At 65.8% G+C, this 23,885-nt stretch carries 24 protein-coding genes; 10 read left to right on the top strand and 14 right to left on the bottom strand.

Going from position 1 to position 23,885, the window contains the following annotated elements; all coding sequences use genetic code 11:
- Positions 1-3: 3 nt before the first annotated feature.
- Entirely contained in the window at positions 4-300 is a 297-nt protein-coding gene (locus AAFP35_RS12925; RefSeq protein ID WP_419222034.1) for a DUF2537 domain-containing protein, read from the bottom strand.
- A complete protein-coding gene (locus AAFP35_RS12930) occupies positions 297-1,232 on the bottom strand; it encodes a TrmH family RNA methyltransferase (protein ID WP_419222035.1) in 936 nt (311 codons plus the stop codon). The genes AAFP35_RS12925 and AAFP35_RS12930 overlap by 4 nt, the downstream gene beginning before the upstream one ends.
- Positions 1,233-1,314: 82 nt before the next feature.
- Between AAFP35_RS12930 and AAFP35_RS12935 the strand changes: the two genes are divergently transcribed.
- Positions 1,315-2,559, top strand: a complete 1,245-nt coding sequence (locus AAFP35_RS12935; protein ID WP_419222036.1) for a GNAT family N-acetyltransferase — start codon at positions 1,315-1,317, stop codon at positions 2,557-2,559.
- On the opposite strand, the gene AAFP35_RS12940 is transcribed toward AAFP35_RS12935, so the two are convergent.
- Positions 2,556-2,981, bottom strand: a complete 426-nt coding sequence (locus AAFP35_RS12940) for a MarR family transcriptional regulator (RefSeq protein WP_419222250.1) — start codon at positions 2,979-2,981, stop codon at positions 2,556-2,558. The genes AAFP35_RS12935 and AAFP35_RS12940 overlap by 4 nt on opposite strands.
- A 116-nt stretch (positions 2,982-3,097) precedes the next feature.
- Positions 3,098-4,549: an NCS2 family permease gene (locus AAFP35_RS12945; protein ID WP_419222037.1), complete on the bottom strand. Its 1,452-nt coding sequence runs from the start codon at positions 4,547-4,549 to the stop codon at positions 3,098-3,100.
- A 157-nt stretch (positions 4,550-4,706) separates the two neighbouring features.
- On the opposite strand from AAFP35_RS12945, the gene AAFP35_RS12950 reads away from it, so the two are divergent.
- Positions 4,707-4,955, top strand: coding sequence for a DUF2530 domain-containing protein (locus tag AAFP35_RS12950; RefSeq protein WP_419222038.1), 249 nt, complete (start codon positions 4,707-4,709; stop codon positions 4,953-4,955).
- A gap of 2 nt (positions 4,956-4,957) precedes the next feature.
- Here AAFP35_RS12950 and AAFP35_RS12955 read toward each other — a convergent pair whose 3' ends face one another.
- Entirely contained in the window at positions 4,958-5,860 is a 903-nt protein-coding gene (locus AAFP35_RS12955) for a LysR family transcriptional regulator (protein ID WP_419222039.1), read from the bottom strand.
- A gap of 101 nt (positions 5,861-5,961) precedes the next feature.
- On the opposite strand from AAFP35_RS12955, the gene AAFP35_RS12960 reads away from it, so the two are divergent.
- Positions 5,962-6,963, top strand: coding sequence for a YeiH family protein (locus tag AAFP35_RS12960; RefSeq protein WP_419222040.1), 1,002 nt, complete (start codon positions 5,962-5,964; stop codon positions 6,961-6,963).
- A gap of 183 nt (positions 6,964-7,146) precedes the next feature.
- Here the strand turns inward: AAFP35_RS12960 and AAFP35_RS12965 are convergent, their stop codons facing one another.
- Complete coding sequence (locus AAFP35_RS12965; RefSeq protein WP_419222041.1) at positions 7,147-7,680, bottom strand: hypothetical protein; 534 nt, start codon at positions 7,678-7,680, stop codon at positions 7,147-7,149.
- Positions 7,681-9,641: 1,961 nt separating this feature from the next.
- Between AAFP35_RS12965 and AAFP35_RS12970 the strand changes: the two genes are divergently transcribed.
- The 6 genes from AAFP35_RS12970 (at position 9,642) to AAFP35_RS12995 (ending at position 16,158) form a co-directional block, all read left to right on the top strand.
- Positions 9,642-10,436 carry an enoyl-CoA hydratase-related protein gene (locus AAFP35_RS12970; protein ID WP_419222042.1) on the top strand — a complete coding sequence of 265 codons (795 nt, stop codon included), beginning with the start codon at positions 9,642-9,644 and terminating at the stop codon, positions 10,434-10,436.
- 34 nt (positions 10,437-10,470) lie between these two features.
- Positions 10,471-11,220: an SDR family NAD(P)-dependent oxidoreductase gene (locus AAFP35_RS12975; protein ID WP_419222043.1), complete on the top strand. Its 750-nt coding sequence runs from the start codon at positions 10,471-10,473 to the stop codon at positions 11,218-11,220.
- 30 nt (positions 11,221-11,250) lie between these two features.
- Entirely contained in the window at positions 11,251-12,936 is a 1,686-nt protein-coding gene (locus tag AAFP35_RS12980) for a class I adenylate-forming enzyme family protein (RefSeq protein ID WP_419222044.1), read from the top strand.
- The gene (locus AAFP35_RS12985; protein WP_419222045.1) at positions 12,933-14,138 is read left to right on the top strand and encodes an acyl-CoA dehydrogenase family protein; all 1,206 of its coding nucleotides are present in this window, start codon (positions 12,933-12,935) and stop codon (positions 14,136-14,138) included. The genes AAFP35_RS12980 and AAFP35_RS12985 overlap by 4 nt, the downstream gene beginning before the upstream one ends.
- Positions 14,139-14,229: 91 nt before the next feature.
- Positions 14,230-15,375, top strand: a complete 1,146-nt coding sequence (locus AAFP35_RS12990) for an acyl-CoA dehydrogenase family protein (protein ID WP_419222046.1) — start codon at positions 14,230-14,232, stop codon at positions 15,373-15,375.
- Between the two features lie 63 nt (positions 15,376-15,438).
- On the top strand, positions 15,439-16,158 hold the full coding sequence (locus tag AAFP35_RS12995) for a TetR/AcrR family transcriptional regulator (RefSeq protein ID WP_419222047.1): 720 nt from the start codon (positions 15,439-15,441) through the stop codon (positions 16,156-16,158).
- A 104-nt stretch (positions 16,159-16,262) separates the two neighbouring features.
- Here AAFP35_RS12995 and AAFP35_RS13000 read toward each other — a convergent pair whose 3' ends face one another.
- The gene (locus AAFP35_RS13000) at positions 16,263-16,868 is read right to left on the bottom strand and encodes a TetR/AcrR family transcriptional regulator (RefSeq protein ID WP_419222048.1); all 606 of its coding nucleotides are present in this window, start codon (positions 16,866-16,868) and stop codon (positions 16,263-16,265) included.
- Between the two features lie 84 nt (positions 16,869-16,952).
- Between AAFP35_RS13000 and AAFP35_RS13005 the strand changes: the two genes are divergently transcribed.
- Positions 16,953-17,798 carry an alpha/beta fold hydrolase gene (locus tag AAFP35_RS13005; RefSeq protein WP_419222049.1) on the top strand — a complete coding sequence of 282 codons (846 nt, stop codon included), beginning with the start codon at positions 16,953-16,955 and terminating at the stop codon, positions 17,796-17,798.
- 31 nt (positions 17,799-17,829) lie between these two features.
- Here the strand turns inward: AAFP35_RS13005 and AAFP35_RS13010 are convergent, their stop codons facing one another.
- From AAFP35_RS13010 to AAFP35_RS13040, 7 genes are all read right to left on the bottom strand, one after another.
- The gene (locus tag AAFP35_RS13010) at positions 17,830-18,132 is read right to left on the bottom strand and encodes a DUF202 domain-containing protein (RefSeq protein ID WP_419222050.1); all 303 of its coding nucleotides are present in this window, start codon (positions 18,130-18,132) and stop codon (positions 17,830-17,832) included.
- A 10-nt stretch (positions 18,133-18,142) separates the two neighbouring features.
- Complete coding sequence (locus AAFP35_RS13015) at positions 18,143-18,505, bottom strand: YidH family protein (protein WP_419222051.1); 363 nt, start codon at positions 18,503-18,505, stop codon at positions 18,143-18,145.
- 44 nt (positions 18,506-18,549) lie between these two features.
- The gene (locus AAFP35_RS13020) at positions 18,550-20,127 is read right to left on the bottom strand and encodes a sulfatase (protein ID WP_419222052.1); all 1,578 of its coding nucleotides are present in this window, start codon (positions 20,125-20,127) and stop codon (positions 18,550-18,552) included.
- A gap of 95 nt (positions 20,128-20,222) precedes the next feature.
- Positions 20,223-21,062 carry an ABC transporter ATP-binding protein gene (locus AAFP35_RS13025; RefSeq protein WP_419222053.1) on the bottom strand — a complete coding sequence of 280 codons (840 nt, stop codon included), beginning with the start codon at positions 21,060-21,062 and terminating at the stop codon, positions 20,223-20,225.
- Positions 21,062-22,081, bottom strand: coding sequence for an ABC transporter ATP-binding protein (locus AAFP35_RS13030; RefSeq protein WP_419222054.1), 1,020 nt, complete (start codon positions 22,079-22,081; stop codon positions 21,062-21,064). Before AAFP35_RS13030 ends, AAFP35_RS13025 begins: the two co-directional genes overlap by 1 nt.
- A 2-nt stretch (positions 22,082-22,083) precedes the next feature.
- Positions 22,084-22,941 carry an ABC transporter permease gene (locus AAFP35_RS13035; RefSeq protein ID WP_419222055.1) on the bottom strand — a complete coding sequence of 286 codons (858 nt, stop codon included), beginning with the start codon at positions 22,939-22,941 and terminating at the stop codon, positions 22,084-22,086.
- Entirely contained in the window at positions 22,941-23,873 is a 933-nt protein-coding gene (locus AAFP35_RS13040) for an ABC transporter permease (protein ID WP_419222056.1), read from the bottom strand. The genes AAFP35_RS13035 and AAFP35_RS13040 overlap by 1 nt, the downstream gene beginning before the upstream one ends.
- Positions 23,874-23,885: the final 12 nt, after the last annotated feature.

The raw sequence follows: 23,885 nt of genomic DNA on the forward strand, positions 1-23,885 counted from the left end.
AGGTCATCGCCCCAGCGCGAACAACGCGACCGACGATCCGAATCCGGCGAGCAAACCGATCACCGCACCCCAGACCACCCAGCGCCACACGGGCCGTTCACGCAGGTCCCACAGGGTCCAGCCCAGGCCGACGCAGACCACCAGGACCGCGATCAATCCCAGCCAACTCAGCACACCACCGATCAGCTCGTACACCCCGACCAGCAGGAACGTCGCGAACAACGCCGCAGACGTGGTGACGATCAGTCCGAGCCCCCACGGTGTGGGTTCGGTGGTGTGTCCGTCGGTGTCCGCCGTCATCGTTCCATGGTGCCCGATCGGGCGCGCTCATAGAACGCGATGGCCGCCGCCGTGGCGACGTTGAGCGAATCGGTGCCGCGACTCATCGGGATGCGGGCCCGAACATCGGTGGCGCGCATGGCCGTTTCGGACAGGCCGGGCCCCTCGGCACCGACGAGGAAAGCGACCTTCTCCGATTCGACCGCCTCCGACAGCGGGACGGCCTCTTCGGTCGGGGTGAGAGACACGAGCCGGAACCCGTTGTCGCGCAGCACGCCGAGGTCGTTCGGCCAGTTCTCGAACCGGGTGAACGGCACCAGCAGGGCATGGCCCATGGAGACGCGGACGCAGCGGCGGTACAGCGGATCGGCGCATCCGGCCCCGAACAGCACCGCATCGACACCCAGCCCGGCGGCGTTGCGGAAGATGCTGCCGATGTTCTCGTGGTCGTTGACGCCTTCGAGAACGGCGATGGTCCGTGATCCGGCCACGACGTCGGTGAGGTCGAGCGCCGTGGGACGGCGTGCGGCCGCGAGCACACCACGGTTGAGGTGGAAGCCAACGACCTGGGCCATCACGTCCGCGGTGGCGCGATAGAACGGGATCCGGGCGCCGGGAGCGGCCTCGGGGGCAGCGCCGGCAGCGGAGCGAGCGGGCCCATCTTCAGCAGCGGAGCGAGCGGGCCGAATACCCGGAGTCGTCGTGTCGTCGTCGACGGTGAGTTCGGCGAGTCGCTTGTCGACACCGAGGAAGGCGTGCGGGGTGAACCGCGACGCGATCATCCGCTGCGCCACCAGAACACCTTCGGCTATCACGAGGCCTTTGCCCACACGGCCACCGGGAAGTGCGGGAAGATCGGGACGACGGTCGACGGAGTTGAGGTCGCGGAAGTCGTCGACCCGCGGATCGTCGGGGTCGTGGATGTCGATGACGTCGACGCTGATGCTGGCCACCTCGCCAGTCTGCCAAGCGCATCATCCCGGAGTTTTCGGGGTTGGGTACAGCCTGCCGAGCGGACTGTGCAACGGTTGACGGGTGAGTAATTCGCAGACCGAGCCGTCCGCGCTCACCGTTTCCCACGCCACCGATGTGGACTGGCCGGAGATCTTCGCCGCCGACGCGCGCGCGTTCTTGATGACCAATCCCCTCACCGACGACGAGCAGTCGGAGATGCGGGCCAAGGTCGCCGACACCGATGTGGTGGTGGTACGCGATCCACGCGGCATCGTCGGGAACCCGCTGGTGGGCGTGGCGATGTTCTATCAGATGACGATGACCGTGCCGGGGGGTGAGCAGCTGCCGGCTGCGGGGTTGTCGTGGGTCTCGGTTGCCGCGACCCATCGCCGTCGAGGCATCCTGCGCACGATGATCTCCGAACTCTTCGACCGCTGGGAGGCCGGTGGTCACACCTTCGCGATCCTCACGGCCAGCGAGGCGACCATCTACGAGCGTTTCGGCTTCGGCCCCACCTGTTTCGCACGGGAGGTCGCCCTGGATCTGGCGGCCGCCAAGATGCGCCGCCGCGCCGATCATCATTCCTCACCGGTCAACTACGGCACCGCCGAGGAGATCGCCCGCCGCGTACCGGAACTGCACGCGCGTTGGGCACGGACTCGCCCGGGAGCGCTTGCTCGGCCGGCGACGTGGTGGGACCCCATCCTGGCCGACCGTCCGACTCAACGGCCCTCGCAGAGCAGCGGTCTGCACTATCTGCTGCACGCCGACGGGTACGCGTCCTACCGCATCGACACCTCGACCGATCCGTCGCACGCCGCTGTCGAAGAGGTCATCGCGGTCACCGACGAAGCACACACCGACCTGTGGCGGGTCCTGGTGGGGCTGGATCTGCTGCCACGTGTCACCGCGTCGATCCCCGTCGATGATCCGCTGCCCGCGAAGCTGACCGATCACCGTGCGATGGCGGTCACCGGGGTGGCCGACAAGATGTGGCTTCGGATTCTGGACGTGCCGCGCGCGCTGCAGTCGCGGCGTTACGACGCTGCGCTCGACGCCGTCATCGAGGTCACCGACCACTTCCGGGGGCGCGGCGGGGTCTTCGGTGTCCGCATCGCCGACGGCACCGCCACGGTGACTCAGTCCGACCAGAAACCTACTGTGCGACTCGATATTTCAGTGTTGGGTTCGATCTTCCTCGGCGCCATCCCCGCTCGTACTTTTGCCGCGGCCGGACGCCTGTGGACCGACGGCCCCGACACCCTCGAAGCGGTCGACCGCGCATTCGCAACCGTGACCGCCCCGTATGCCGGGACGTTCTTCTAGCGGTCGTCCGGGCCGCCGATGATGATCTTCTTGATGATCGGCACGGCCGCCGCAAGCGTGTCTCGATCGTCGATGGACAGTTCCTCGAGTCGCGCGCTCAGCCATTCCTCGCGGGCTTCGAGTTCGGCGTTGATGACCTCGCTGCCGCGCGGCGCCAACGTCACGATCGCCTGCCGTCCGTCGGTGGGATGGGGTTCGCGGCGAACCATGCCCAGGTCCGACAACGATGCGATCACCCGGGTCATCGACGGCGGCTGGACTCGCTCGGCGAGCGCCAGAGCGCCGGGTGTCATGGGCCCCTCGTGATGCAAGGTCGACAACGCGGAGAGTTGGGTGAGCGAGACGACCTTGCTCGTTCGTCGACCGCGTAGTCGGCGCGCGAGTCGAACGATGGCGAGTGACAACTCGCCGGTGAGAGCCATATCTGAGACTGCTGAGTCCACGTTTGTCAGCGTAATTCAGAGTTTCGATTTCTCAATACGATAACGTTATTTCATCTCGCTAATCAGCCGAAGTAGGGACCAAGGTCCCGAACCGGTCAGCCGAAGAGATCCGAGATCGGTCCGCGCGCAAAGTAGGCGACGAACACCGCCGCGACGATCCACAGCAGCGGATGTACGGTGCGCGCTTTGCCTGCGGCCGTTGCCATCACGACCCAGCTGATGAATCCGACGCCGATGCCGTTGGCGATCGAATAGGTGAACGGCATCGCCACGATGGTGAGGAAGGCCGGGAGCGCGTAGTCGAATCGCGTGAAGTCGATCGACCGAACCTGGCCGATCATCATCGCCCCGACCACCACCAGCGCGGGGGCGACCGCCTCGAGCGGAACGATCTCGTACAGCGGGGTCAGGAACATCGCGACCAGGAACAACACGCCGGTGACCACGTTGGCCAGACCCGTCCGTGCCCCTTCGGCGATACCCGATGCCGATTCGACGAAGACCGTGTTCGACGACGAGGAGGCGACACCACCGGCGATGGCGCCGGAGCCCTCCACCACGAGGGCCCGTCCGATGCCGGGCAGATTGCCTTTCTCGTCGACGAGATTGCCCTCCTTGCCGAGACCGGTCATCGTGCCCATCGCGTCGAAGAAATTCGACAGGACCAGGGTGAAGACGAACGCCGACGCGGCCAGCACACCGATCCGGCTGAACGCGCCGAAGAGATCGACGTCGCCGACGAGGCCGAGATCGGGCAGACCACCGAACGCATCGGGTAGGTCAGGCACCGACAGGCTCCACCCGTCGGGGTTGCTCGCCCCCGACCCGAGATCCCAGATCGACTCGAGAATGATCGACAGCACGGTGGTGATGATGATGCCGATCAACAGACCGCCGGGCACCTTGCGGATCACCAGCACACCCATCAACAGCACACCGATGACGAAGATGAGCGTCGGGATGGTGTCGATCGAGTTGTCGGTACCCAGCTGAACCGGGACCGTGGTGCCGGCAGCGTCGGGTACGCGGCGGACGAATCCGGCATCGACCATGCCCACGAATGCGATGAACGCACCGATGCCCGCCGCGATCGCGGCCTTCAGCTCGGCGGGGACGGCGTTGAAGACCGCCGTCCGGAACCCGGTGACGGCGAGTAGGACGATGATGATGCCGTCGATCACCACGAGCCCCATGGCCTCCGGCCAGGTGACCTCCGGGACGATCGTCACGGCCAGCAGGCTGTTGATGCCGAGACCGGTGGCGATGGCGAACGGGTAGTTGGCGACCAGACCGAAGATGATCGACATGACGCCCGCGACGAGAGCGGTGACCGCCGCGACCTGGGCCAGCGGCAGCACGTTGCCCAGCACGTCCGCGTTCTTCTCACCGCCCGGGATGCCGCCGATCACGATCGGGTTGAGCACCACGATGTAGGCCATCGTGAAGAAGGTGACCAGTCCGCCGCGGATCTCACGCCCGACCGTCGACCCACGCACCCCGATCTTGAAGAAGCGATCGAGTGGCCCGGACGGCGCCCTCGATGACATCTCGGTTGCCGTCGACGCGTCGTCGGTTGCTGTCGGCGGATTATCGGTTGCTGTCGGCGGGGTCTCGGGCGCCGTCGATGACTCTGTGGGCGCCGTCGACGGGTTCGTATGCTCGTGCGACGGATCGGTTGGCACAGTGGAAAGTTACTCTGTGAGCATGGTCGACGCATCCGACATACCGGAACTCCCCCGAGCTTTGCGGCTCCCGGAACCCGTGATCGTCGTCGGGATGGTCGCCTGGTTGGTCGCCACGATCACCGTGTGGATCAGCGGTTGGGGTGGCGACCGCACGCTGGCCGTCTGTCTGGTCGGCCTCGCCGTCGGCGTGCTGGGCACCACCATCGTCCTGGTGCAGCGCTCTGCGGTCCGGCGTGGTGATCGGACCGCGCAGCAAGGCCTGGATTGAGATCAGTCGCCGGGCTGGCGGCGGATCATGCGGATGAGATCCCGCGCAGGACCGTCACCCGCGTCCTGCGGACGCCACACCGCCCGTAACGCCCGCGGTAGATCCCACCCGTCGACCTCGACGATCTTCAATTCCCCGGTCCGTAACTGGTCGGCCACCGCGAGGGTGCTCATGACCGCGGGCCCCACCCCGTCGAGCACACTGCTGCGAATCGCCGCGGCACTTCCCAACTCGAGCAGCGGCGCCGCCCGCTCGTACTCGGCCAGCGCCAGGTCGAGCGTCGTTCGGGTACCCGAGCCCGGTTCGCGGAGAATCAGCGGGGTGGCCGCGACCTGCGCCACCGTCAATGGCCTGCGCCGCCGGGCCCACGGGTGTGTCGGCGAGACGACGACCACCAGACGATCACGCGCCACGGTGGTGCTGCGCAGCGTGTTCGGGATCGTCGGTGACTCCACGAAACCGACATCACAGGACTGTGCGACCACGAGGTCGAACACCTGCGCCGAGTTGTGCACCTGCAGCTGAATCTGCACATCCGGGTGAAGGGCACGGAAACCGCCCAACCATCGCGGCATCAGATGCTCGGCGACGGTGATGCTCGCCCCGACGGTCAATTGCGCGGACCGCTCGGATCGCAGCCCCTCCGCCACGTCGAGCAACTGATCCGCATCGGCGAGCACGCGCCGGGCCCAGTGCGCGACGACGGTGCCGTTGGCGCTCAGCGTGGATCCGGTGGCGCGACGTTCGAGCAAGACGATGCCCAGGTCACGCTCGAGTTGCCGCAGAGCGCGGCTGGCGTTGGGTTGTGCGACACCGGCCGCGCGACTCGCCGCACCGACGCCACCGTGCTCGTCGACACCCACCAGCAGTTCCAGGGTCATCAGGTCGAGGCGGCTCCGTCTCATGGCAAAAGCATATGAGATTCTCGTTTGCCATATCAGTCTGATATGGAGTGATGCCGAATTGGCGTCTACCGGCACGTGCCCGTCCGGGCGAGGCTGTGAGCATGAGCATCAGGCATCGGACACCGACCCTCGGGACGGCCGAACTCCTTCCCGGCCTGGCCCTGTGTGCGGTCGGCACCGCGGTCGCCATCGGGATCAACCGACTCATGCCGACCGTCAGCCCGTTGCTGATCGCCATCGTCGCCGGCGCGGTCGTCGCGAACACGGTGGCGCTTCCGGCACGGGTTCGACCGGGTGTGCAGTTCTCCGCCAAACGGCTGTTGCGCATCGGCATCGCCCTGCTCGGCCTACAACTGATGCTCGGTGACATCCTCGCCCTCGGTTGGGGCGTGATCGTGATGGTGATCGCGATCGTCGGACTCGGCATCGTCGGGACCATGTACGCGGGAGCACGGTTGGGACTGAGCTGGACACAGCGCCTCCTCATCGCCTGCGGGTTCTCGATCTGCGGCGCGGCCGCGGTCGCCGCAGTCGACGGTGTCGTCGATGCCGACGAGGAAGAGGTCGTCACCGCGGTCGCGCTGGTCGTCGTCTTCGGCACCGCGATGATCCCCGTGATACCTCTGTTAGCAACGGCGACAGGCCTTTCCGACACGCAAGCCGGCCTGTGGGCGGGTGGCTCCATCCACGAGGTCGCCCAGGTGGTCGCAGCGGGCGGTGCGATCGGGGGCGGGGCCCTGGCGGTTGCGGTGGTCGTCAAACTCGCCCGCGTGTTGATGCTCGCCCCGGTGATGGCTGTGCTCAGCGTGCGTCAACGCCGGGCCGACACGCGCACCGACGTGACGCGTCCGCCACTCATCCCGCTGTTCGTGCTCGCGTTTCTGGCGTGCGTGGCGTTGCGCTCCACGGGCGCGGTCCCGGACTTCGTACTCGCGGATGCGAAACTCGTGCAGACCGCCCTGTTGACCGCCGCGATGTTCGCTCTCGGCGCCGGCGTGCACGTCGCCACGATCCGCAAGGTCGGCATCCGTCCCGTCGTTCTCGCGCTCATCTCGACGGTCTGGGTCGCCACGATCGCTTTCGTCGGGGTGCTGGCGCTCTGACGGTGCTCCCCACGGATCTATCGGTGGTCGGCATGACCCTGCCCGACCCGGCCGAGGATTCGACGCCAAGAATCGACTCTCGTGCCATGAAGCGACATCGTTTGGCCAGCCAACCTCGGTCTTTGGAGATGGAATTCCCACCGACGGAGCAGCCGTCGCCTATGTGAAGATGGGGGGCACACACTAGCAGTAGGCGCTGAAAGTTGCCGTCAGCCGATACTCGGCCGAAAACACGTCGGTCGGGAACTCTCCCTTGATGACGTGGGTGAGGTAAGCGACCAGACCACGAGGATCGTAGTCGTTGACACCGTCCGCAATGACGGCCACGGCCCATTCGTTCGGATCCCCGCCACGCATGTGCCAGTATCCCGACTCATCGTTCATGGCCCCACCCCAGCCGAAGAAGGGAACTGGGTCAGCATCATCGATGATGACCGGCGCCGATGAACCGTCAGGGTATGTCCATTGCGCGTCGCCGAACAAGTCTCGACGGTACGTCAGGGACGCCTGCAGGTGTCGCCCGCTCTCGACAAGGCTATCGACGGTAGGTTCCATGATGTTCAGATAACCGCCAAACGTGCCACCGCCATAGACTGTCATCAGCTGCTTGTAGTCATCGGGCAGCAGGAATCCAAGTGCAGACTCGATGTACCCAAAATCGTAGGTGGGGACAGCCTTCGGGGGTGTCACCAGCGATGCGAGCGTCTCGATCGACATAGCCACAGGCTACGGGATATTTGGGATGACTTGGAATTCTGCGACTCCGCCGCGGACTCCTAGCGCCCCGACAACGATCTCCGTGGGCGGCCGGCTATAACCATTCCGGTAGATCGGAGTCACGTTGTACCAGACCGCTTCTCCACGTCTCGCGGCCGACCCAACCCTTTCCTCGACGCGCTGCATTGCGTCGTTGGCGCTCTTCGTTCCCGTTACAATATTGCGAGCATCTGTACCGGGACCGCCAGCTTCGAAAGGCTTGAGGTGCAGCCGCTGAAGCTGATTCGGCAAATAGCGGCCTCCCGCACCCCAGGCGCGGCGGGGGTCCCATCCGGGCGGGTTCAGCCCCCGAGGGACACGACTTCCGCCGCCTCTGAACATGTCGCGCGTGACGAAGGAACTCTGTCCCGTCGCGGCACGGCCATTCAGCGGACTGTACGTCGTGCTGCCCCCATCTTTGAAGGTGGTTGTTCGGGATCCAGCCGTACCTCGGTTGTAGAGAATGTCACCTTTGATAGCGGGATTCTCCGCCGGCGTGATTCGGGCGGGCTTCGGGTACGTCGGCGTTGGGTTCGTTGGTGACGGTGCTGGCACCCGAGGGTGTCGAGGCTCTGAATGCTGGCCCGGCGGCTGGGTCGCGCGCTCTTGGGGCCGCGGCTTCTGAATGTTGTTAACTCGATAGCATTGCGCGACTGCATTGATCGCGTAAGTTTGTGCCGCCGCGAGTTGGTCCGCTTCCGCGTCATACGCGTTGACTGCACTCGAGTTTCTGACGTTGACGTACGGTCTCCGAGCGTTATGTTGATCGATCTGACGCCACACGCCGTGGACGTGGGATTCCTGCGCTGCGCAGGGGTTGGGGGCGGCTCCAGCGTGGGCACCCGACAAGCTCGGCGCGACGACCAAAGCAATCGCCACCAGTAGCACCAGCAACAAACTTCGCAAAGATTTCACGTGACCCCCCAGAATCATTGCCGCCTCACGACATCCCACCGACCCGTGGGATGTTAGCAAGTCCCGTAGTCGCGACCACCAGCCGCTCAATTGACCATCCGCGTCCCATAGATCCGGTGAGTGATTTGCATCGTGCGTTCGACTCGGGCACCGGCACCTGTGGCTGAATCCATTGCCAGACAAGCCCACTTACCGTGGACAAAGGCAACGCTCAAAGCGCCTCGACCTGAGAACCCTCAAAAAGCTTGCCGCGCTCATCGATATGAGATCACCAATGCCGCATGGCGAGTCACTCGCCGGATCGGATGGCCTGGTCTGCGCACACAACGGAAAACGACGCGCGTCGCACTGCATCGACGCAATGAAGCGAATTGCATCTCATCCACCCATCGTCACGACAGCGATGCAACAGCACTGTCCAGTCGACAGAACGCTGTGCCAGCGCCGGCAGTCTGCGGATGGGCGTCGGTGACGCGGAGGAGAATGGCACTCGGCAAATCCCACTCGGTTTCGCTCGAGAGGCACACTTCGGTACGAAGGTGCAGCCCTTGGACGGGTATTGACGACATCCCTTGACGCCGAAGAAACATCCAAGCTGGTCACCAGGCTGAAGCACCGACAGCCGAACGCTTCGCGATTTCGCCGGGGTCGCCGAGCTTTCGGGTGAAGGGCACCCATCGGGTCCTACCTGACATCTCGCCGGGCTGGCCTGCGTACGTCTGCCACACCTGTCAGCACGGGTCGACCGCGCTCCGATGCCACCTCCATTCACATGACGTCCGGTCGACACCCTGGTTCCGCCACCTCCTCGGGGCCAGCTGCGAGTCCGTTATCCCTAGACGCGAGACGAGTCGCGACCAGTGAACCGCGACAGACACTGCTTTGCAGGGAACCGATAGCCGCTGACAAGGCTCGCTGTGACCCTTGACACGCCACGCCGAGTGAATGTACGTTCATTCACTATGAAAGCGCGGTCACACACCGCATCGATCAAAGGAGATGGACACATGGGTTACGAGGACATCGACTACACCGTCGAAGGACCGACCGCGATCATCACGATGAACCGTCCGCAGCGCTACAACGCTTTCCGGGCCAAGACGGTCGAGGAGATGATCAACGCGTTCCGCCGCGCCTGGGCCGACAAGAGCGTGCAGGCCGTCATCCTCACCGGCGCCGGGGAGAAGGCCTTCTGCACCGGCGGCGACGTCAAGCAGCGCGCGGAGACCGGCGACTACGGCCCTTCCGAGAGCGGAATGTTCGAGATCGGCAACCTGCACAAGACCATCCGCGACATCCCCAAGCCGGTGATCGCCGCGGTCAACGGCCTGGCCATCGGCGGCGGCCACGTGTTGCACGTCATGTGTGACCTGACCATCGCCGCCGACACCGCCCGCTTCGGTCAGTCCGGCCCCAAGGTCGGCTCCTTCGATGCCGGCTTCGGCTCGGCATTCCTCGCCCGCATCGTCGGCGAGAAGCGGGCGCGGGAGATCTGGTACCTCTGCCGCCAGTACGACGCCGAGACCGCACAACAGTGGGGCCTGGTCAACTGGGTGGTACCGGCTGCAGATCTGCTCGACGAGGCCAAGAAGGTCGCCGCCGAGATCGCAGAGAAGTCCCCGACCGCCATCCGGTTCCTCAAGCAGAGCTTCAACGCCGACACCGACCACCAGGCCGGCCTGTCCAACATGGCGATGAGCGCGCTTGACCTGTTCACCCACCACACCGAGGAGGGACTCGAGGGTGCCAATGCGTTCGCCGAGAAGCGCGCCCCCGAGTTCAACAAGTACGCCGCCATCTGAGTCTGCCGACCACCACGCCACAGAGGGAACCACCATGAGCACCAACAGCATCGCCGTCGTCACCGGCGCAGGATCGGGTATCGGCAAGGCCATCGCCGAGGCCTTCGCGGCGCAGAGCACCACCGTCGTCGCCGCGGATCTGAATCTCGACGCCGCCAAGCAGACCGCTGACGGCAATCCGAAGATCGTCCCGATGAGCGTCGACGTCGCCGATCGGGGCAAGGTCGACGCTCTGCGCGACGCCGTCAACTCCGAGGTCGGCGTACCCGACATCCTCGTCAACGCCGCCGGCTGGGATCGAACCGACCAGTTCCTCAACGCGACAACCGAATTCGCGGAAAAGGTGGTGGCGATCAACTACCTCGGTCCGGTGCACATGGCCAGCGCGTTCCTGCCCGGCATGGTCGAGGCATCGAAGGCCGACGACTGGCAGGGCGGACGCGTCATCAACCTCGCCTCCGACGCGGGCCGGGTCGGCAGCTCGGGCGAGAGCATCTACGCGGGAGCCAAGGGCGGGGTCATCGCTTTGTCGAAGTCGCTGGCCCGCGAGATGGCACGCCACCAGATCACGGTCAACGCGGTGTGCCCCGGCCCCACCGACACGCCACTGTTCCGTTCCCAGTCCGAGAAGCTGCAGGAAGCGCTCGTCAAGGCCATCCCGTTCCGTCGGCTGGCCCGTCCCGACGAGGTGGCCGCGCCCGTTCTGTTCTTCGCCTCGCCCGCGGCGTCGTTCATCACCGGTCAGGTGATCAGCGTCAGCGGCGGACTCACCATGGCCGGCTGACCGGCCGCCCCGCTGACCGGAGATGTGGACATGACCTACGTGTACGACGCTCATCAGTATCGAAACTTCTTCGAGCAGGAGTTCACCTACCTGAACGGCTTCCGCCGCAACGTCCATCGGTATGCCGACCGGGTGGCGATGATCGATCCGCTCTCCGACGCCGAGTGGACCTACGGACAGCTGGGCGACACGGTCGACCGGGTCGCGACATCGCTCACCGATCTGGGCGTCGCACCCGGGGACGTGGTGGCCTACCAACTCCTCAACGGTCCCGAGTTCGCCCAGCTGTACCTGGCGACCCAGGCCACCGGTGCGGTCGGGTCGCCGGTCAACTTCCGGCTGGCCGCCGGGGAGACCGCGGTCATCCTCGACGTCAGCAGGCCGAAGGTCTTCGTGTACGAGACAGAGCTGGCCTCGGTGGTCGCCGACGCCATCGCCCGGGCCGAGCACACCCCCGACGTGCTCATCGGGGTGGGGCCGGGTGAACTCATCGACGGTCCGGTGTCGCTGCGGTTCGCGACGCTGACCGAGGTCGAGCCGCACCCGCCGCTCGTCGATCGTTCGATCTACGACGAGACGTCGCGGCTCTACACCTCCGGTACCACCGGCATGCCGAAGGCCGTGCCGATGAACAGCGCCATCGAGATCTTCTCCGCGCACGACGTGATCATGCATTTCCCGCTGTCCCCAGAGGACCGCACGCTGAACATGACACCGTGGTTCCACCGAGGTGGATTGTATTGCGCCGGGCCGAATCCGACGTTCTACCTGGGCTCCTCGCTGGTACCGATGCGAACCTTCGATCCGGAACAGACCCTCGATTGGGTGCAGCGTTACCGTCTCACCTTCCTGATCGGCGCACCCACCAACCTCGCGATGCTCGCCAACGCACAGGAACAGCGCCCGCGGGACCTGTCCAGCCTCAACGGCATCGTGACCATGGGCGCGCCGCTCGAACGTGAAGCGGCACTGCGGTATCAACAGGTGCTCACCCCACGGATCTTCAACGGTTACGGCAGCACCGAGGGATTCTGGAACACCTTCCTGCGTCCCACCGATCTGCCCGACCACGCGGGCACGGCAGGTCGGGCGTGCATCGACGACGACGTCCGCGTCGTCAAGGTGCACGACGACGGCCATCTCGCGAGTGCCGACGAGGTCGTCGCCCGAGACGGCGGCGAAGTCGGCGAGGTCATCGTCCGATCGCCCAAGTGCGCGGCCACCTACTACGATTCGCCGCTTCAGGAGAAGGCCAAGTACAACGGGAGCTGGCTGCACATCGGTGATCTGGCCACCTGGGACGCCGACGAGTTCGTCACCATCGTCGGCCGCAAGGACGACATGTTGATCTCCGGCGGCGAGAACGTCCACCCCGTCCAGGTCGAGGAGGCACTCAACGGCCATCCCGCGGTCGCCGACTCATTGGTCGTCGGGGTCCCGGATGATCGTTGGGGGCAGCTCGTCGTCGCCTATGTCGTGGCCGCCGAGGGCGCCTCGCCCACCGCCGAGGAACTCGACGAGTACTGCCGGACGCATCCGATGCTCTCGCAGTTCAAGCGACCGCGCGCCTACCGGTTCATCGAGACGTTGCCTGTCTCAGCGACGGGTAAGAAATTGCATTACAAGGCAACCGAATCCGCGGCGGTCGAGATGTCCGCGGGCGAGTTCGCCACCCCCTCCCCCGCCACCGCACCGACCACTGGAGCGACCCGATGAGTACCAACGCGGCCCCGAAGTTCTCCGCACTCGACCCTCTCGACATCGATCTCGGCTACTCCGACGACGAGCTCGCGGTACGCGACACGGTCCGTCGTTTCCTCGCCGATAACGTGACCCCACACATCGCCGAGTGGTTCGAGGACGGTGGTATCCCCATCGCGCGCGAGCTGATGAAGCAATTCGGCGATCTCGGCGTCCTCGGCATGCATCTGCACGGCTACGGCTGTGGCGGGTCGAGCGCCGTGCACTACGGTCTGGCCTGCCTCGAACTCGAGGCCTGCGACTCGGGGATCCGGTCAATGGTGTCGGTCCAGGGATCGCTGGCGATGTTCTCCATCTACAACAACGGCAGCGAGGAACAGAAGCAGCACTGGCTGCCGTCGATGGCGCAGGGCACCACGATCGGCTGCTTCGGCCTCACCGAACCCGATGCCGGCAGCGATCCGGCGTCGATGACGACCCGCGCCCGTCGGGACGGCACGGATTGGGTGCTCGACGGCCGCAAGATGTGGATCACCAACTCCCCCATCGCCCACGTCGCCGTCGTCTGGGCCAAGACCGACGATGGTGTGCGCGGCTTCATCGTGCCCACCGACACACCGGGCGTGAGCACGCCGGAGATCAAACACAAACTGTCCCTTCGCGCTTCGACGACCGGCGAGATCGTCCTGGACAACGTCCGCCTGCCCGCCGACGCAGTGATGCCCGGCACCGACGACCTCACCAAGGGCACCGGGATCAAGGCCCCGCTGTCGAGCCTGAGCGAGGCCCGCTACGGAATCCTGTGGGGCGCCGTGGGTGCCGCGCGCTCCGCGTGGGAATCCGCCGTCGAGTACTCCAAGCAACGCACCCAGTTCGGTAGGCCACTCGCCGGTTTCCAGATCACGCAGGAGAAGATCGCCGACATGGCGGTCGAATTGCAGAAGGCCAATCTGCTCGCTTACCACCTGGGCCGGCTGAAAGACACCGTCGGACTGCGACCGGATCAGGTCAGCTTCGGCAAGCTCAACAACACACGCGAAGCCATCGAGATCTGCCGTACTGCCCGAACGATCCTGGGCGGCAACGGGATCTCTCTGGAGTTCCCCGTCATCCGACACATGGTCAACCTGGAGTCGGTCCTGACCTACGAGGGCACACCCGAGATGCACCAACTCGTCCTGGGCCAGGCATTCACCGGCGAGAACGCATTCCGATGAGTGGCGGGCGGATCTCGATACGCCCGCCGCTAGCGCTCCGGGCTACTCGATCAGCGGTGGGGTCACCGCCTCAGCGAAAGGACACACACCCATGAGCTCCCTCACTCACGACATCGAGCACAAGCACTTCCGCGAGACTGTGGCCAAGTTCGTTGCCGAACAGATCACACCTGCCCACGAGAGCTGGGAGGAGCACGGGCAGTGGGAACGCAGCCTGTTCACCGAGGCAGGTAAGAACGGATTGCTCGGCTTCCCGGTGCCCGAGGAGTTCGGCGGTCCCGGAGTCGAGGACTTCCGCTATCACGCCATCGTCATCGACGAGGTCGCGAGAACCGGTGCGGCGGCCGAGGCGATCGCCTTCTCGCTGCAGAACGACGTCGTCCTCCCCTACCTCGTGGACATGACCGACGACGAACAGAAGGCACGCTGGTTGCCCGGCGTCGTGTCCGGCGAGACCGTGCTCGGGATCGCCATGACCGAACCCGGTGCGGGCAGTGACCTGACCGGCATCCGGACCACTGCGGTCCTCGACGGCGACCACTACGTGGTCAACGGGTCGAAGACCTTCATCTCCAACGGCCGCAACGGCGATCTGTTCGTCGTCGCGACCCGGACGAGCGCCGACAAGCACAAGGGATTGACGTTGTTCGTGGTCGACGCGGACACGCCCGGGTTCGAACGCGGGCGCAAGCTCGACAAGATCGGCCTGCACGCCCAGGACACCAGCGAGCTCACCTTCACCGACATGCGCGTGCCGGTGGCCAATCGGCTCGGAGAGGAGGGACAGGGGTTCTACCAGTTGGTGCACAACCTTCCCCAGGAGCGCCTGTCGTTGTCGATCGGAGCGGTCGCCGCAGCGGAGGGGACGTTTGCCCGGACCCTCGACTACGTCAAGGAACGCACCGCGTTCGGCTCGCCGATCTCGTCGTTCCAGAACACCCAGTTCGTGCTCGCGGAACTGGCCACCGAACTCGACATCGCACGGACGTTTCTCGACGACTGCATCGCCGAACACGTCGCGGGTGAGCTGACCGCGGCTCGCGCGGCCCGCCTGAAGTGGTGGGCCACCGAACTCCAGGTCCGTACCGCCGATCGCTGCCTGCAGCTGCACGGGGGCTACGGATACATGCGGGAGTACCCGGTGTCGCGCGCCTTCGTCGATGCCCGAATCCAGACGATCTACGGCGGCACCACGGAGATCATGAAGACGATCGTGGCCAAGGATCTGGGGATCTGAGCCGGGGTAGACGTCCACCGATGCCCTAATGTGGCTGGTGTCCGGCGAGATGGGAGAGCAGAGGTGACCAGAGCCACCCGCGGAGAGAAGGCCGAGACCATCCGGTCGGTCGACGTGCAGGAGGCCGTGCGCGCCGTCCGTGCCTCGTCGAGGCGACGGCAGCTGCTCGACGCCGCCGTCGCCGTGATGGGTCGCACGGGTTTCCATCAGATGTCGATGCAGGCGCTCGCCGACGAAGCACAGGTCAGCGTCGGATTGTTCTACAAGTACTTCGGTGGCAAGGAAGAGATCCTGCTGGCCGCCATCGTCGACATCCTCGAGACGTTCCGCGATCAGTTGACCCCGGCGATGGATCTCGCCGGCGATGACCCCGTCGTACGGCTGATCGCCGGATTCCGCCAGTACACGACCATCGTCGACGAGAACCGTGACGCGGTGGTGCTGACCTATCGCGAGAGTCGGACGCTCGATGCCGATGGGCGCGAACGCATCAAGGAACTCGAGGTCGAGACGTCGGCTCCGATGCGTGAGGCCATCACCGCCGGGATGGATACCGGGTCGATCCAGGAAGTCGACGCCGACCTCGCCGTCTTCGACATGATGATGCTCGCCCATGGGTGGGCGCTCAAGCACTGGCATTTCGCGCCGCCGGCCGGCGCTCAGCGTGCCGGCCGATCGTCGGCCCCCTACGAGCTGGACACCTACATCGGCGCACAGCTGCGATTCCTGTTGCCCGCGTTGGTGGTTCCGGACAGGCTCGACGAATACCTGGCGCAGATCTGAGATTTGCCGACACAGCCCTGGCGACCTCGGTGGTCTCGCCGACGACGGCCGGCTCACCTCGACGAACGCCCAGGAAGCGGCGAGTCGCGACCCCCGGGCGAGTTTCAGGATGCGGGCTGTCGACCAGAGCTCGCCCCGACGGTGTGGGTGGGCATCGCCGCCGCGTAGGCTGCCATGCTCCGTCCCGCCGCGAGAATCGGTTCTCGCGACCGCAGCGTGCGCGCCACGATGAAAGCGCCTTCGAGTGACGACACCAGCGCGACGATGAGTGACCGGGCATCGTCATCGTCGAGCCCGTAGCTCGCAAAGAGCTGCGCGCCCATGGTCATCCACGACTCGAACACCTCGGCCGCGGCCAGACGCAAGTCGGGCTCCGCGTCGGCGGTCTCGCCGGCGACGGTGCCCACCGGGCACAGATTCATCCAGCCGGCCTGTTCCATGTCGTCGGCCGCCGCGACGAATGCCGCTTCGATTGCCTCCACCAGATTCTCGTGGGGGGCGATCAACGACGCCACCAGTTCGGCGTAGGCAGCGCCGGATTGCCGTAGCGCCGCCTCGGCCACCTTTCGCTTGCCGCCGGGGAAATGATGGTAGATCGAGCCATTGGGCGCACCTGCGGCGTCGATGACCTGTTTGACCCCGGTGGCCGCGTATCCCTGACGACGGAGGAGTTCCGTCATGGCCACGACGATGCGTTGATCGGTCTGCATGGTTCCCATACTAGAACATTTGCTCTAGAGTGACTGTTCTAGAGCGGGCAATCCAATCGAGTGGTTCCACGGGAGGAGATCGACATGTTGGCACACACGAAAGCGGGGCCGGTCGAATACACCGAGGTCGGCGAGGGGCCACCCGTGGTCCTCCTGCACGGCCTGTTCATGGACGAGACGCAATGGGACGCAACGCTCCCGTTGCTGCCGGACGGATTCCGCTACATCCGCCCGGTGCTGCCTCTCGGTTCGCATCGGCACCCGATGAACGACGACGCCGATCTGAAGATGAACGGCATGGTCAATCTGCTCGCCGACTTCCTCGACGCACTCGACCTGCGCGATGTCACGCTGGTGCACAGCGATTGGGGCGGCGGCCTGTTCCTCACCGCGATCGGCCGTGACGAGCGGGTCGGCTCGTTGGTGATCCTGCCCTGTGAGGCCTTCGACAATTTCCCGCCCGGCCTTCCCGGGCGGATGGCCACCGTCGCGTCCAAGCTGCCGGGCGGAATCACGCTCGCAGCCCGCCAACTACGGATCGGCTGGCTCCGTCGTACCCCACTGCTGTTCGGCTGGATGGTCCGTCGCCCGGTCCCCGACGCCGTGGTCCGCCGCTGGACCGATCCGCCCCTGAACAACCCGAAGATCCGTCGAGACGTGCAGAAGTACGCGGCCACCAAGTACGACAAGGCGACGCTGGTCCGCGACACGGAGGCTCTCGCCGGATTCTCCGGGGACGCGCTGGTGCTGTGGTCACCGCAGAATCGCGTGATGCCGCCCGAACACGGGCACCGCTTGGCCGAGTTGATCCCCCACGCACGCTACGCGGAGATCCCTGACGCCTACGTGTTGTCGATGTGGGACCAACCGGAGGCGGTGGCGCGGGAGATGGGCGCGTTCCTCACGGAGGTGGTCGCGAGCCGGGCCTGATTCTCTCGGGCACAAGCGATCTCACCTCTCATCAGACCGACCACAGCGACGCCGTGACCGCGATCGCGCTGACCGCACCGGCGAGAATCGCCATCTCGGTACGGGTGGGTGCGGCGACCGCGGTCCCGTCGCGACCGAGTCGACGAACCCGACGGAGGGCGATCGCGACCACCACCAGAACGGCCGGGAACCCCGCGAGCACGCCGAGATGGCCGACGTCTCCCCAGGAGTGGACCGACATCCGGAAGATCAGCAAGGCGACGACCACCGTCGCCACCGCGGTGCGCTGCCAGGCCAGCGCCGAGCGCTGGGGCTGCAGACCACGGTCACTCACAGCAGGTCACTCACGGCAGGTACAACGCGAACATCGATGCGACGGCCAGCGATCCGACGCAGACCGCCAGCACCGGGACCAGCCTCGATCGAGGTAGGTCCTCGTCTCGCCGCATGGCACGTTGAGTCGTCCGCCATCGGTGATGTGCTGCGAGGGGCAGGCCCGCCGCGATGACCCAGCAGGCCACCTCGACAACCCGTCCGAGAACAGCCATCTCCCACGGAGCCAGCGTTTTCGCCGCCGCCGCGGCGGCGCTCAGTCCGAGTGCCGTCCGCACCCATGCGAGAAAGGTCCGCTCGTTGGCGAGCGTGAACCGGTAGTCCGGCTCGCGCTCGTCGACGACGTCCACGGACATCATGTCCCCCTGGGCCATCCGCACCGACACCCACGAGTCGGTCCGCCCACGCCGGACACCGATCAGCCCATCGCCTGCGGTCGCAGGCGCGGTTCGCGCGCCGGCGCGAGGTGCTCGTACAAGTCGGCCACCAACGCATCCCGCAGTTCGCGAACGGTCGGATCATCCCATCGGTTGTCCCATTGGTAGGGATCGTCACGATAGTTGTACAACTCGCCCTCTGTCCCGTCGTAGACGATGAGCTCGGGGACGTCCTCCGGCGGGATTCCGAAGTCGGCATAACGCCGCGCCCTGTCGAAACCGTAATCGCGGTCGGTGGGTTCGTATGCCGTGCAGATCCATCCTTCCCGAACGATGGTCCGCATCCGAAAACCAGTGTCCAACTGGCTGTCCCACTCGATGATCGCCCGCTCCCGCCCGGAATCCGGTTGCATCGGCAGAGCTCGGCCCTGCATCCACTCCGGTGGCTCGATGCCGGCGATCTGGCAGAAGGTCGGGGCCAGATCGACCTGGCTGACCGGTTCTCCCACCACCGATGCCGCGACCCCGGCCGACGGAGCCGGCCGCCAGATCAGCGGGAGTCGCATGAGCGCATCCACGTGATACGGCCCCTTGAACAGCAGGCCCAGTTCGCCTTGGAACTCGCCGTGATCGGTGGTGAGGATGACGTCGGTGTCGTCGTCCCAACCGCGGCCCGCGATGTAGTCGAGAACCCGTCGGTACGCCTCGTCGAGGATCTCGTTCTTCGCGTGGACGATCGCGTTGATCTCGCGGATCTGATCCTCGGTCAGGTCTGCGGGGACGAAATCGGCCGGCGCCGCATCCACGTTCGGCACCGATCCGTCATACCAGTCGAGCCAATGCCGCGGCCGCTTCTCCAGGATCTCCCGGATCCGTTCGGCAGAACCGGGATGCCCGGGCGGCAGGTCCAGTGTCCGCCAGTCGAATCGCTTGTGTTCGCTGGCCGGCAGGTCCCACGGGTGGTGTGGGTCCGGGAAGCTCATCCAGCAGAACCAGTCCTCGTCGTCGTCGAGTGTGCCGAGCCAGTCGATGACCGCATCCGCCACCCAGTCGGTGTGATAGTCCTCGCGACGTACCGGGTTGGCACTGACCGCCGGGGCACCGGTCTCACCACCGGGAGTCGTGGCGAAGATGCGCAGGAAGCCGTCCAGCGATTCGGGCCTGTTCTCGCGCAACCAGTTCGCGTAGTGCGAAGCCCCGAGCGGACCGTGCCCGGCGAACCGGACGTAGTCGAATCCCCGGTAGGGACCGGAGGACTCGTCGAGCGACAAACGGTTCTGTTCCCATTGCCCCGTCGGATCGGCGATCGGTTCGAAGTGCACCTTCCCGATCAGCGCGGTCCGATAACCTCCGTCGGCCAGCGCCTGCGCCACGCTGGGCGCGTCATCGGGAAGCGGCACCCCGTTGGCGATTGCTCCGTGCGTCCTCGGGTACTGGCCGGTGTGGATGCTCGATCGCGCCGGGGTGCACACCACATTGGTGCAGTATGCGCGCTCGAACCGGATTCCCTGTGCCGCCAACGTATCTGCCGTGGGCGTGTGGGCAACCGTGCCGCCGTTGCATCCGTAGGCGTCGTAGCGCTGCTGGTCGGTGGTGATGAACAAGATCTTGCGGCCCATGCCGCCTCCCTACTGTCGCGGACCTGGTACCGGTTCCCGGTGGTCGGGCCCAGGTCGATGATGGTTGTCGCGCGCCTGTCCGACAGGCAGCAGATTCACATGGCCGACCGCGCGGTGGCAGCCACGTCGACGGGATGCGGTTTCCGGTGGTCCCCCAGGACCGGCACCGCAGACAACAACGTTCGGGTGTACGGCTCGCGGACGGTGTCGACGGAGAGATCCTCGGCCGCGCAGGTCTCCACGATCCGTCCCTGGCACATGACCAGGACGCGATCACAGAACAACCGGATCACGCTGATGTCGTGACTCACGAGCAGGAACGCCAGGTCGCGCTCGGTGCGCAACCGGAGCAGGAGCTCGAGGATCTGCGCTTGGATCGACACATCAAGGGCGGATACGGATTCGTCGAGGATCAGCAAAGTCGGCGACGCCGCCAGTGCGCGTGCGATCGAAGCACGCTGACGTTGGCCGCCGGAGAGATCGCGAGGATGTCGCGTCACCAATTCACCGCCGAGCCCGACGAGTTCGAGCGTCTCACGCGCGGTCGCACGTGCCTCGCGGTCCGACGCCCCGTGCCAGGACCGGATCGGCTCGGCGACCGTGTCCTCCAGTGTCATCACCGGATTGAGCGACGTATACGGGTCCTGGAAGACCAGTTGAACCGTCCGCCAGGCATTACGGTCGAACCGGCCACGCGGGTAGACATCGCGTCCCGACAACCGGACGCTACCGCTGTCGGGTCGGGTCAAGCCCGAGATGATTCCGGCCAATGTCGATTTGCCCGAACCGGATTCGCCGACGATGCCCACCGATTCCCCCTCGGCGACCTCTAGCGAGACGTCGTCGCAGGCCACCGTGTGCACGGCGCGTGCAGGCCAGCGCGACGTGCGAAACACCTTGCGGACCGAATCCACTTGCAGCAACGGGCTACCCATCACACACCTCCGACTTCGGGCTGCGCCGAATTCGACACCAGCGGCGGACCGCCGGCACCGACCGGTTCGTTCGGCCTGATACACCGAACCTGGCGACCGCCGGACATCGTGTCCAACGGGACCGGTGCGGCCATGCACTCGGGCGTGCACAGTTCGCAGCGTGCGGCGAACCGGCACCCCGGCCCGGCATCGGCGAGCGACAGGACCTGGCCGGGCAACGGCCGCAACTCGCCCGACTCGGCGGCTCGCTCCGGCACACACCGGAGCAGTCCCTCCAGATACGGGTGCATCGGTGCGCCCAACATCGGTTCGGTGGAACCGGTTTCGACCAGCTGCCCCGCGTACATCACCATCATCCGGTCGCTGCGCTCGCTCACCACGGCGAGATCGTGGGAGATCAGCAGGACCGCGAGTCCCATCTCGGTGCGGAGCGTGTCGATCAGGTCGAGGATGTTCTTCTGGACGGTCACATCCAGGGCGGTAGTCGGTTCGTCGGCCACCAGGACCTGCGGCTCGCGGGCGATCGCGATACCGATCATGGCGCGTTGCCGCATCCCCCCGGAGAACTCGAAAGGGTATTGCCTCGCCCTCTCCGCAGGCCGGTTCATCTCGACGCGGTCGAGGACGTCGACGGCGCGTCGCCGCGACTCCCGACGGCTCATCCCCCGATGCCGCAGTCGGATCGCCTCGGCGATCTGGTCTCCGACCCGAAGCGACGGGTTGAGACTCGTCATCGGATTCTGGAAGATCATCGCGACATCGTCGGGGCAGGTCTTCGCCGAGTCGTCCACCTCGCGCCCGTTGACCAGAACCCGCCCACCGGAGCGTTCGACCCCGGTGGGCAACAACGCCGCGAGCGCAGAGCCGGTGAGACTTTTTCCGGAGCCGGATTCGCCCACCAGACCGACCATCTCGCCCCGGTACAGATCGAATGACACACCGTCGATGAGACGGATGTCGCGCTGTGCCGAACGGGTGTCGATGGACAGTCGGTCCACCGTCACGATCGGGGAAGTCATCGTCACTTTTCCTCCGCTCGCTTGTTCATTGCGTCGCCGACCACATTGAGACTCACGATCAGCAGGGTGAGCACCAGCGCCGGGATGACGACCACCCACGGCCGATACGACAACAGGGTGGAGGCTCCCGTGAGCATGGTGCCCAGGCTCGCGTCGGGCGGTTGGACGCCGATTCCGAGGAAGCTGATCCCCGCCTCCACGACAAAGGACAGGCTCAGCAGGTAGGTGAACTGGACCACGAACTGGGTCCGCACACCCGGCATGAGATAGCGCCGCAGAATCCGACCGTGCGACAGCCCGGACATGCGGCCGGCGACGACGAAGGGCGCGTGTGCCAACGGGATCGTCTCGGTTCGGATGACTCGCAGCACGCGCGGCGCGAACACCACGCCCAGTACCACCATCTGGCCTTCGATCCCGGTGTCCAGAGCGGTCTGCGCGGCGAGCAGCAGGATCAGCGCGGGGACGATGAGTACGGCGTCGGCGATCCGGCCGAGAACCTGGTCGATCCATCCGCCGCGATACCCCGCGAGTAGGCCCAGTGGCAACCCGATCGCGAAGGCCACCACCACGGCAGTGGCCGCGGCAAGCGTCGAGGTGTGGATGGCCCAGAGCAGCCGACTCAGCAGATCTCGACCCAATTCGTCTGTGCCCAGCCAGTGTTCGCCACTCGGCGCGTCGAGAGTGTTGATCAGGTGCTGGGTGTTCGGGTCCGGCAGGGGCAGCACCGGGACCAGCACCGTGATGGCCAGGATCAGGAGAAGGTAGCCCAGCGCGCACCACTCGGGGATCGATCGCACCCGCGCGCGCCTGCGCGTTCGGGTGATCGTCGGTGCTGCAACGTCTGTCATCTGAGTCATCACGCTGTCCTTGCTGCCGGTTTGAGCCACGATGCGATGAGGTCCGCCGCGAGGTTCGCGGTCAGGACGACCACCCCGAACAGGGCCACCAACGCCTGAACCACCGGGAAGTCCTGGCCGCGAACCGAATCGATCATGAGTGTCCCGATTCCGGGTACCGCGAACACGACCTCCACGATCAGTGCCCCGGTGATCAGCACTCCCACTTCCAGCCCGATCACCGTGACCAGCGGTGCCGATGCGTTGCGCGCCACGTGCCGGAAGAAGATCTGCCCCGGCGACGCACCCTTCATCCGCGCGGTGCGGACGTAGCCGGACCCGAACTCCGTGACGACAGAGGTCCGAAAGGTCCGCACCTGAAGACACATCATCGACAACGCCAGAGCCAGCGACGGCAGGACGAGAAAGCGGAGGGTGCCCAGGATCCCGACCTGGTCCGGCGGCTGGTAGCCACCGGCGGGAAGAAGCGGAATCCAGATCGCGAACACCAGGATGAGGCCGAGTCCGACCAAGAAGTTGGGTACCGCGATGCCGAACACCGAGATCGCCTGCATCGCCCGGTCCAACAACCCGTTCGGTCGGACGCCGACGAGAGAACCGACGACGAGGGTCACCAGCACCGCGATGGCCATCGCGCAGGCGGTCAACATCAACGTCGGGGGCAGGTGGTCACCGACGAGCGACGACACCGAGACACCGTTCTCCATCGACGTGCCGAGATCCCCGCCGACGAAACCCACCAGCCAGTCCCAGTATTGGACAAAGATCGGCTGGTCGAGACCGAGTTGGGTACGCAGCTCGGCGATCTGCTCCGGCGTCGCGGTCTCTCCCGCCATGGCCGCCGCCGGATCACCGATCGAGTACAGCAGGACGTAGGTTCCGAAAGTGACCACGAGCAGCAGCGGGATCGCGATCGCTACCCTGCTCGCCACCCGGCGAGCGAT

The organism is Gordonia sp. CPCC 206044, assembly GCF_048537895.1.
In the GTDB taxonomy this organism is placed as follows: domain Bacteria; phylum Actinomycetota; class Actinomycetes; order Mycobacteriales; family Mycobacteriaceae; genus Gordonia.

Coding starts and splice junctions, on each gene's coding strand:
- AAFP35_RS12945 (WP_419222037.1), bottom strand. CDS start 4,549: ATGTCATCGAGGGCGCCGTCCGGGCCACTCGATCGCTTCTTCAAGATC.
- AAFP35_RS12955 (WP_419222039.1), bottom strand. CDS start 5,860: ATGAGACGGAGCCGCCTCGACCTGATGACCCTGGAACTGCTGGTGGGT.
- AAFP35_RS13030 (WP_419222054.1), bottom strand. CDS start 22,081: ATGACTTCCCCGATCGTGACGGTGGACCGACTGTCCATCGACACCCGT.
- AAFP35_RS12960 (WP_419222040.1), top strand. CDS start 5,962: ATGAGCATCAGGCATCGGACACCGACCCTCGGGACGGCCGAACTCCTT.
- AAFP35_RS12950 (WP_419222038.1), top strand. CDS start 4,707: ATGGTCGACGCATCCGACATACCGGAACTCCCCCGAGCTTTGCGGCTC.
- AAFP35_RS13015 (WP_419222051.1), bottom strand. CDS start 18,505: ATGGCCCAGGGGGACATGATGTCCGTGGACGTCGTCGACGAGCGCGAG.
- AAFP35_RS12985 (WP_419222045.1), top strand. CDS start 12,933: ATGAGTACCAACGCGGCCCCGAAGTTCTCCGCACTCGACCCTCTCGAC.
- AAFP35_RS13000 (WP_419222048.1), bottom strand. CDS start 16,868: ATGCAGACCGATCAACGCATCGTCGTGGCCATGACGGAACTCCTCCGT.
- AAFP35_RS13025 (WP_419222053.1), bottom strand. CDS start 21,062: ATGGGTAGCCCGTTGCTGCAAGTGGATTCGGTCCGCAAGGTGTTTCGC.
- AAFP35_RS12980 (WP_419222044.1), top strand. CDS start 11,251: ATGACCTACGTGTACGACGCTCATCAGTATCGAAACTTCTTCGAGCAG.
- AAFP35_RS12975 (WP_419222043.1), top strand. CDS start 10,471: ATGAGCACCAACAGCATCGCCGTCGTCACCGGCGCAGGATCGGGTATC.
- AAFP35_RS13020 (WP_419222052.1), bottom strand. CDS start 20,127: ATGGGCCGCAAGATCTTGTTCATCACCACCGACCAGCAGCGCTACGAC.
- AAFP35_RS12990 (WP_419222046.1), top strand. CDS start 14,230: ATGAGCTCCCTCACTCACGACATCGAGCACAAGCACTTCCGCGAGACT.
- AAFP35_RS12925 (WP_419222034.1), bottom strand. CDS start 300: ATGACGGCGGACACCGACGGACACACCACCGAACCCACACCGTGGGGG.
- AAFP35_RS12970 (WP_419222042.1), top strand. CDS start 9,642: ATGGGTTACGAGGACATCGACTACACCGTCGAAGGACCGACCGCGATC.
- AAFP35_RS12965 (WP_419222041.1), bottom strand. CDS start 7,680: ATGTCGATCGAGACGCTCGCATCGCTGGTGACACCCCCGAAGGCTGTC.
- AAFP35_RS13005 (WP_419222049.1), top strand. CDS start 16,953: ATGTTGGCACACACGAAAGCGGGGCCGGTCGAATACACCGAGGTCGGC.
- AAFP35_RS12940 (WP_419222250.1), bottom strand. CDS start 2,981: ATGGCTCTCACCGGCGAGTTGTCACTCGCCATCGTTCGACTCGCGCGC.
- AAFP35_RS13035 (WP_419222055.1), bottom strand. CDS start 22,941: ATGACTCAGATGACAGACGTTGCAGCACCGACGATCACCCGAACGCGC.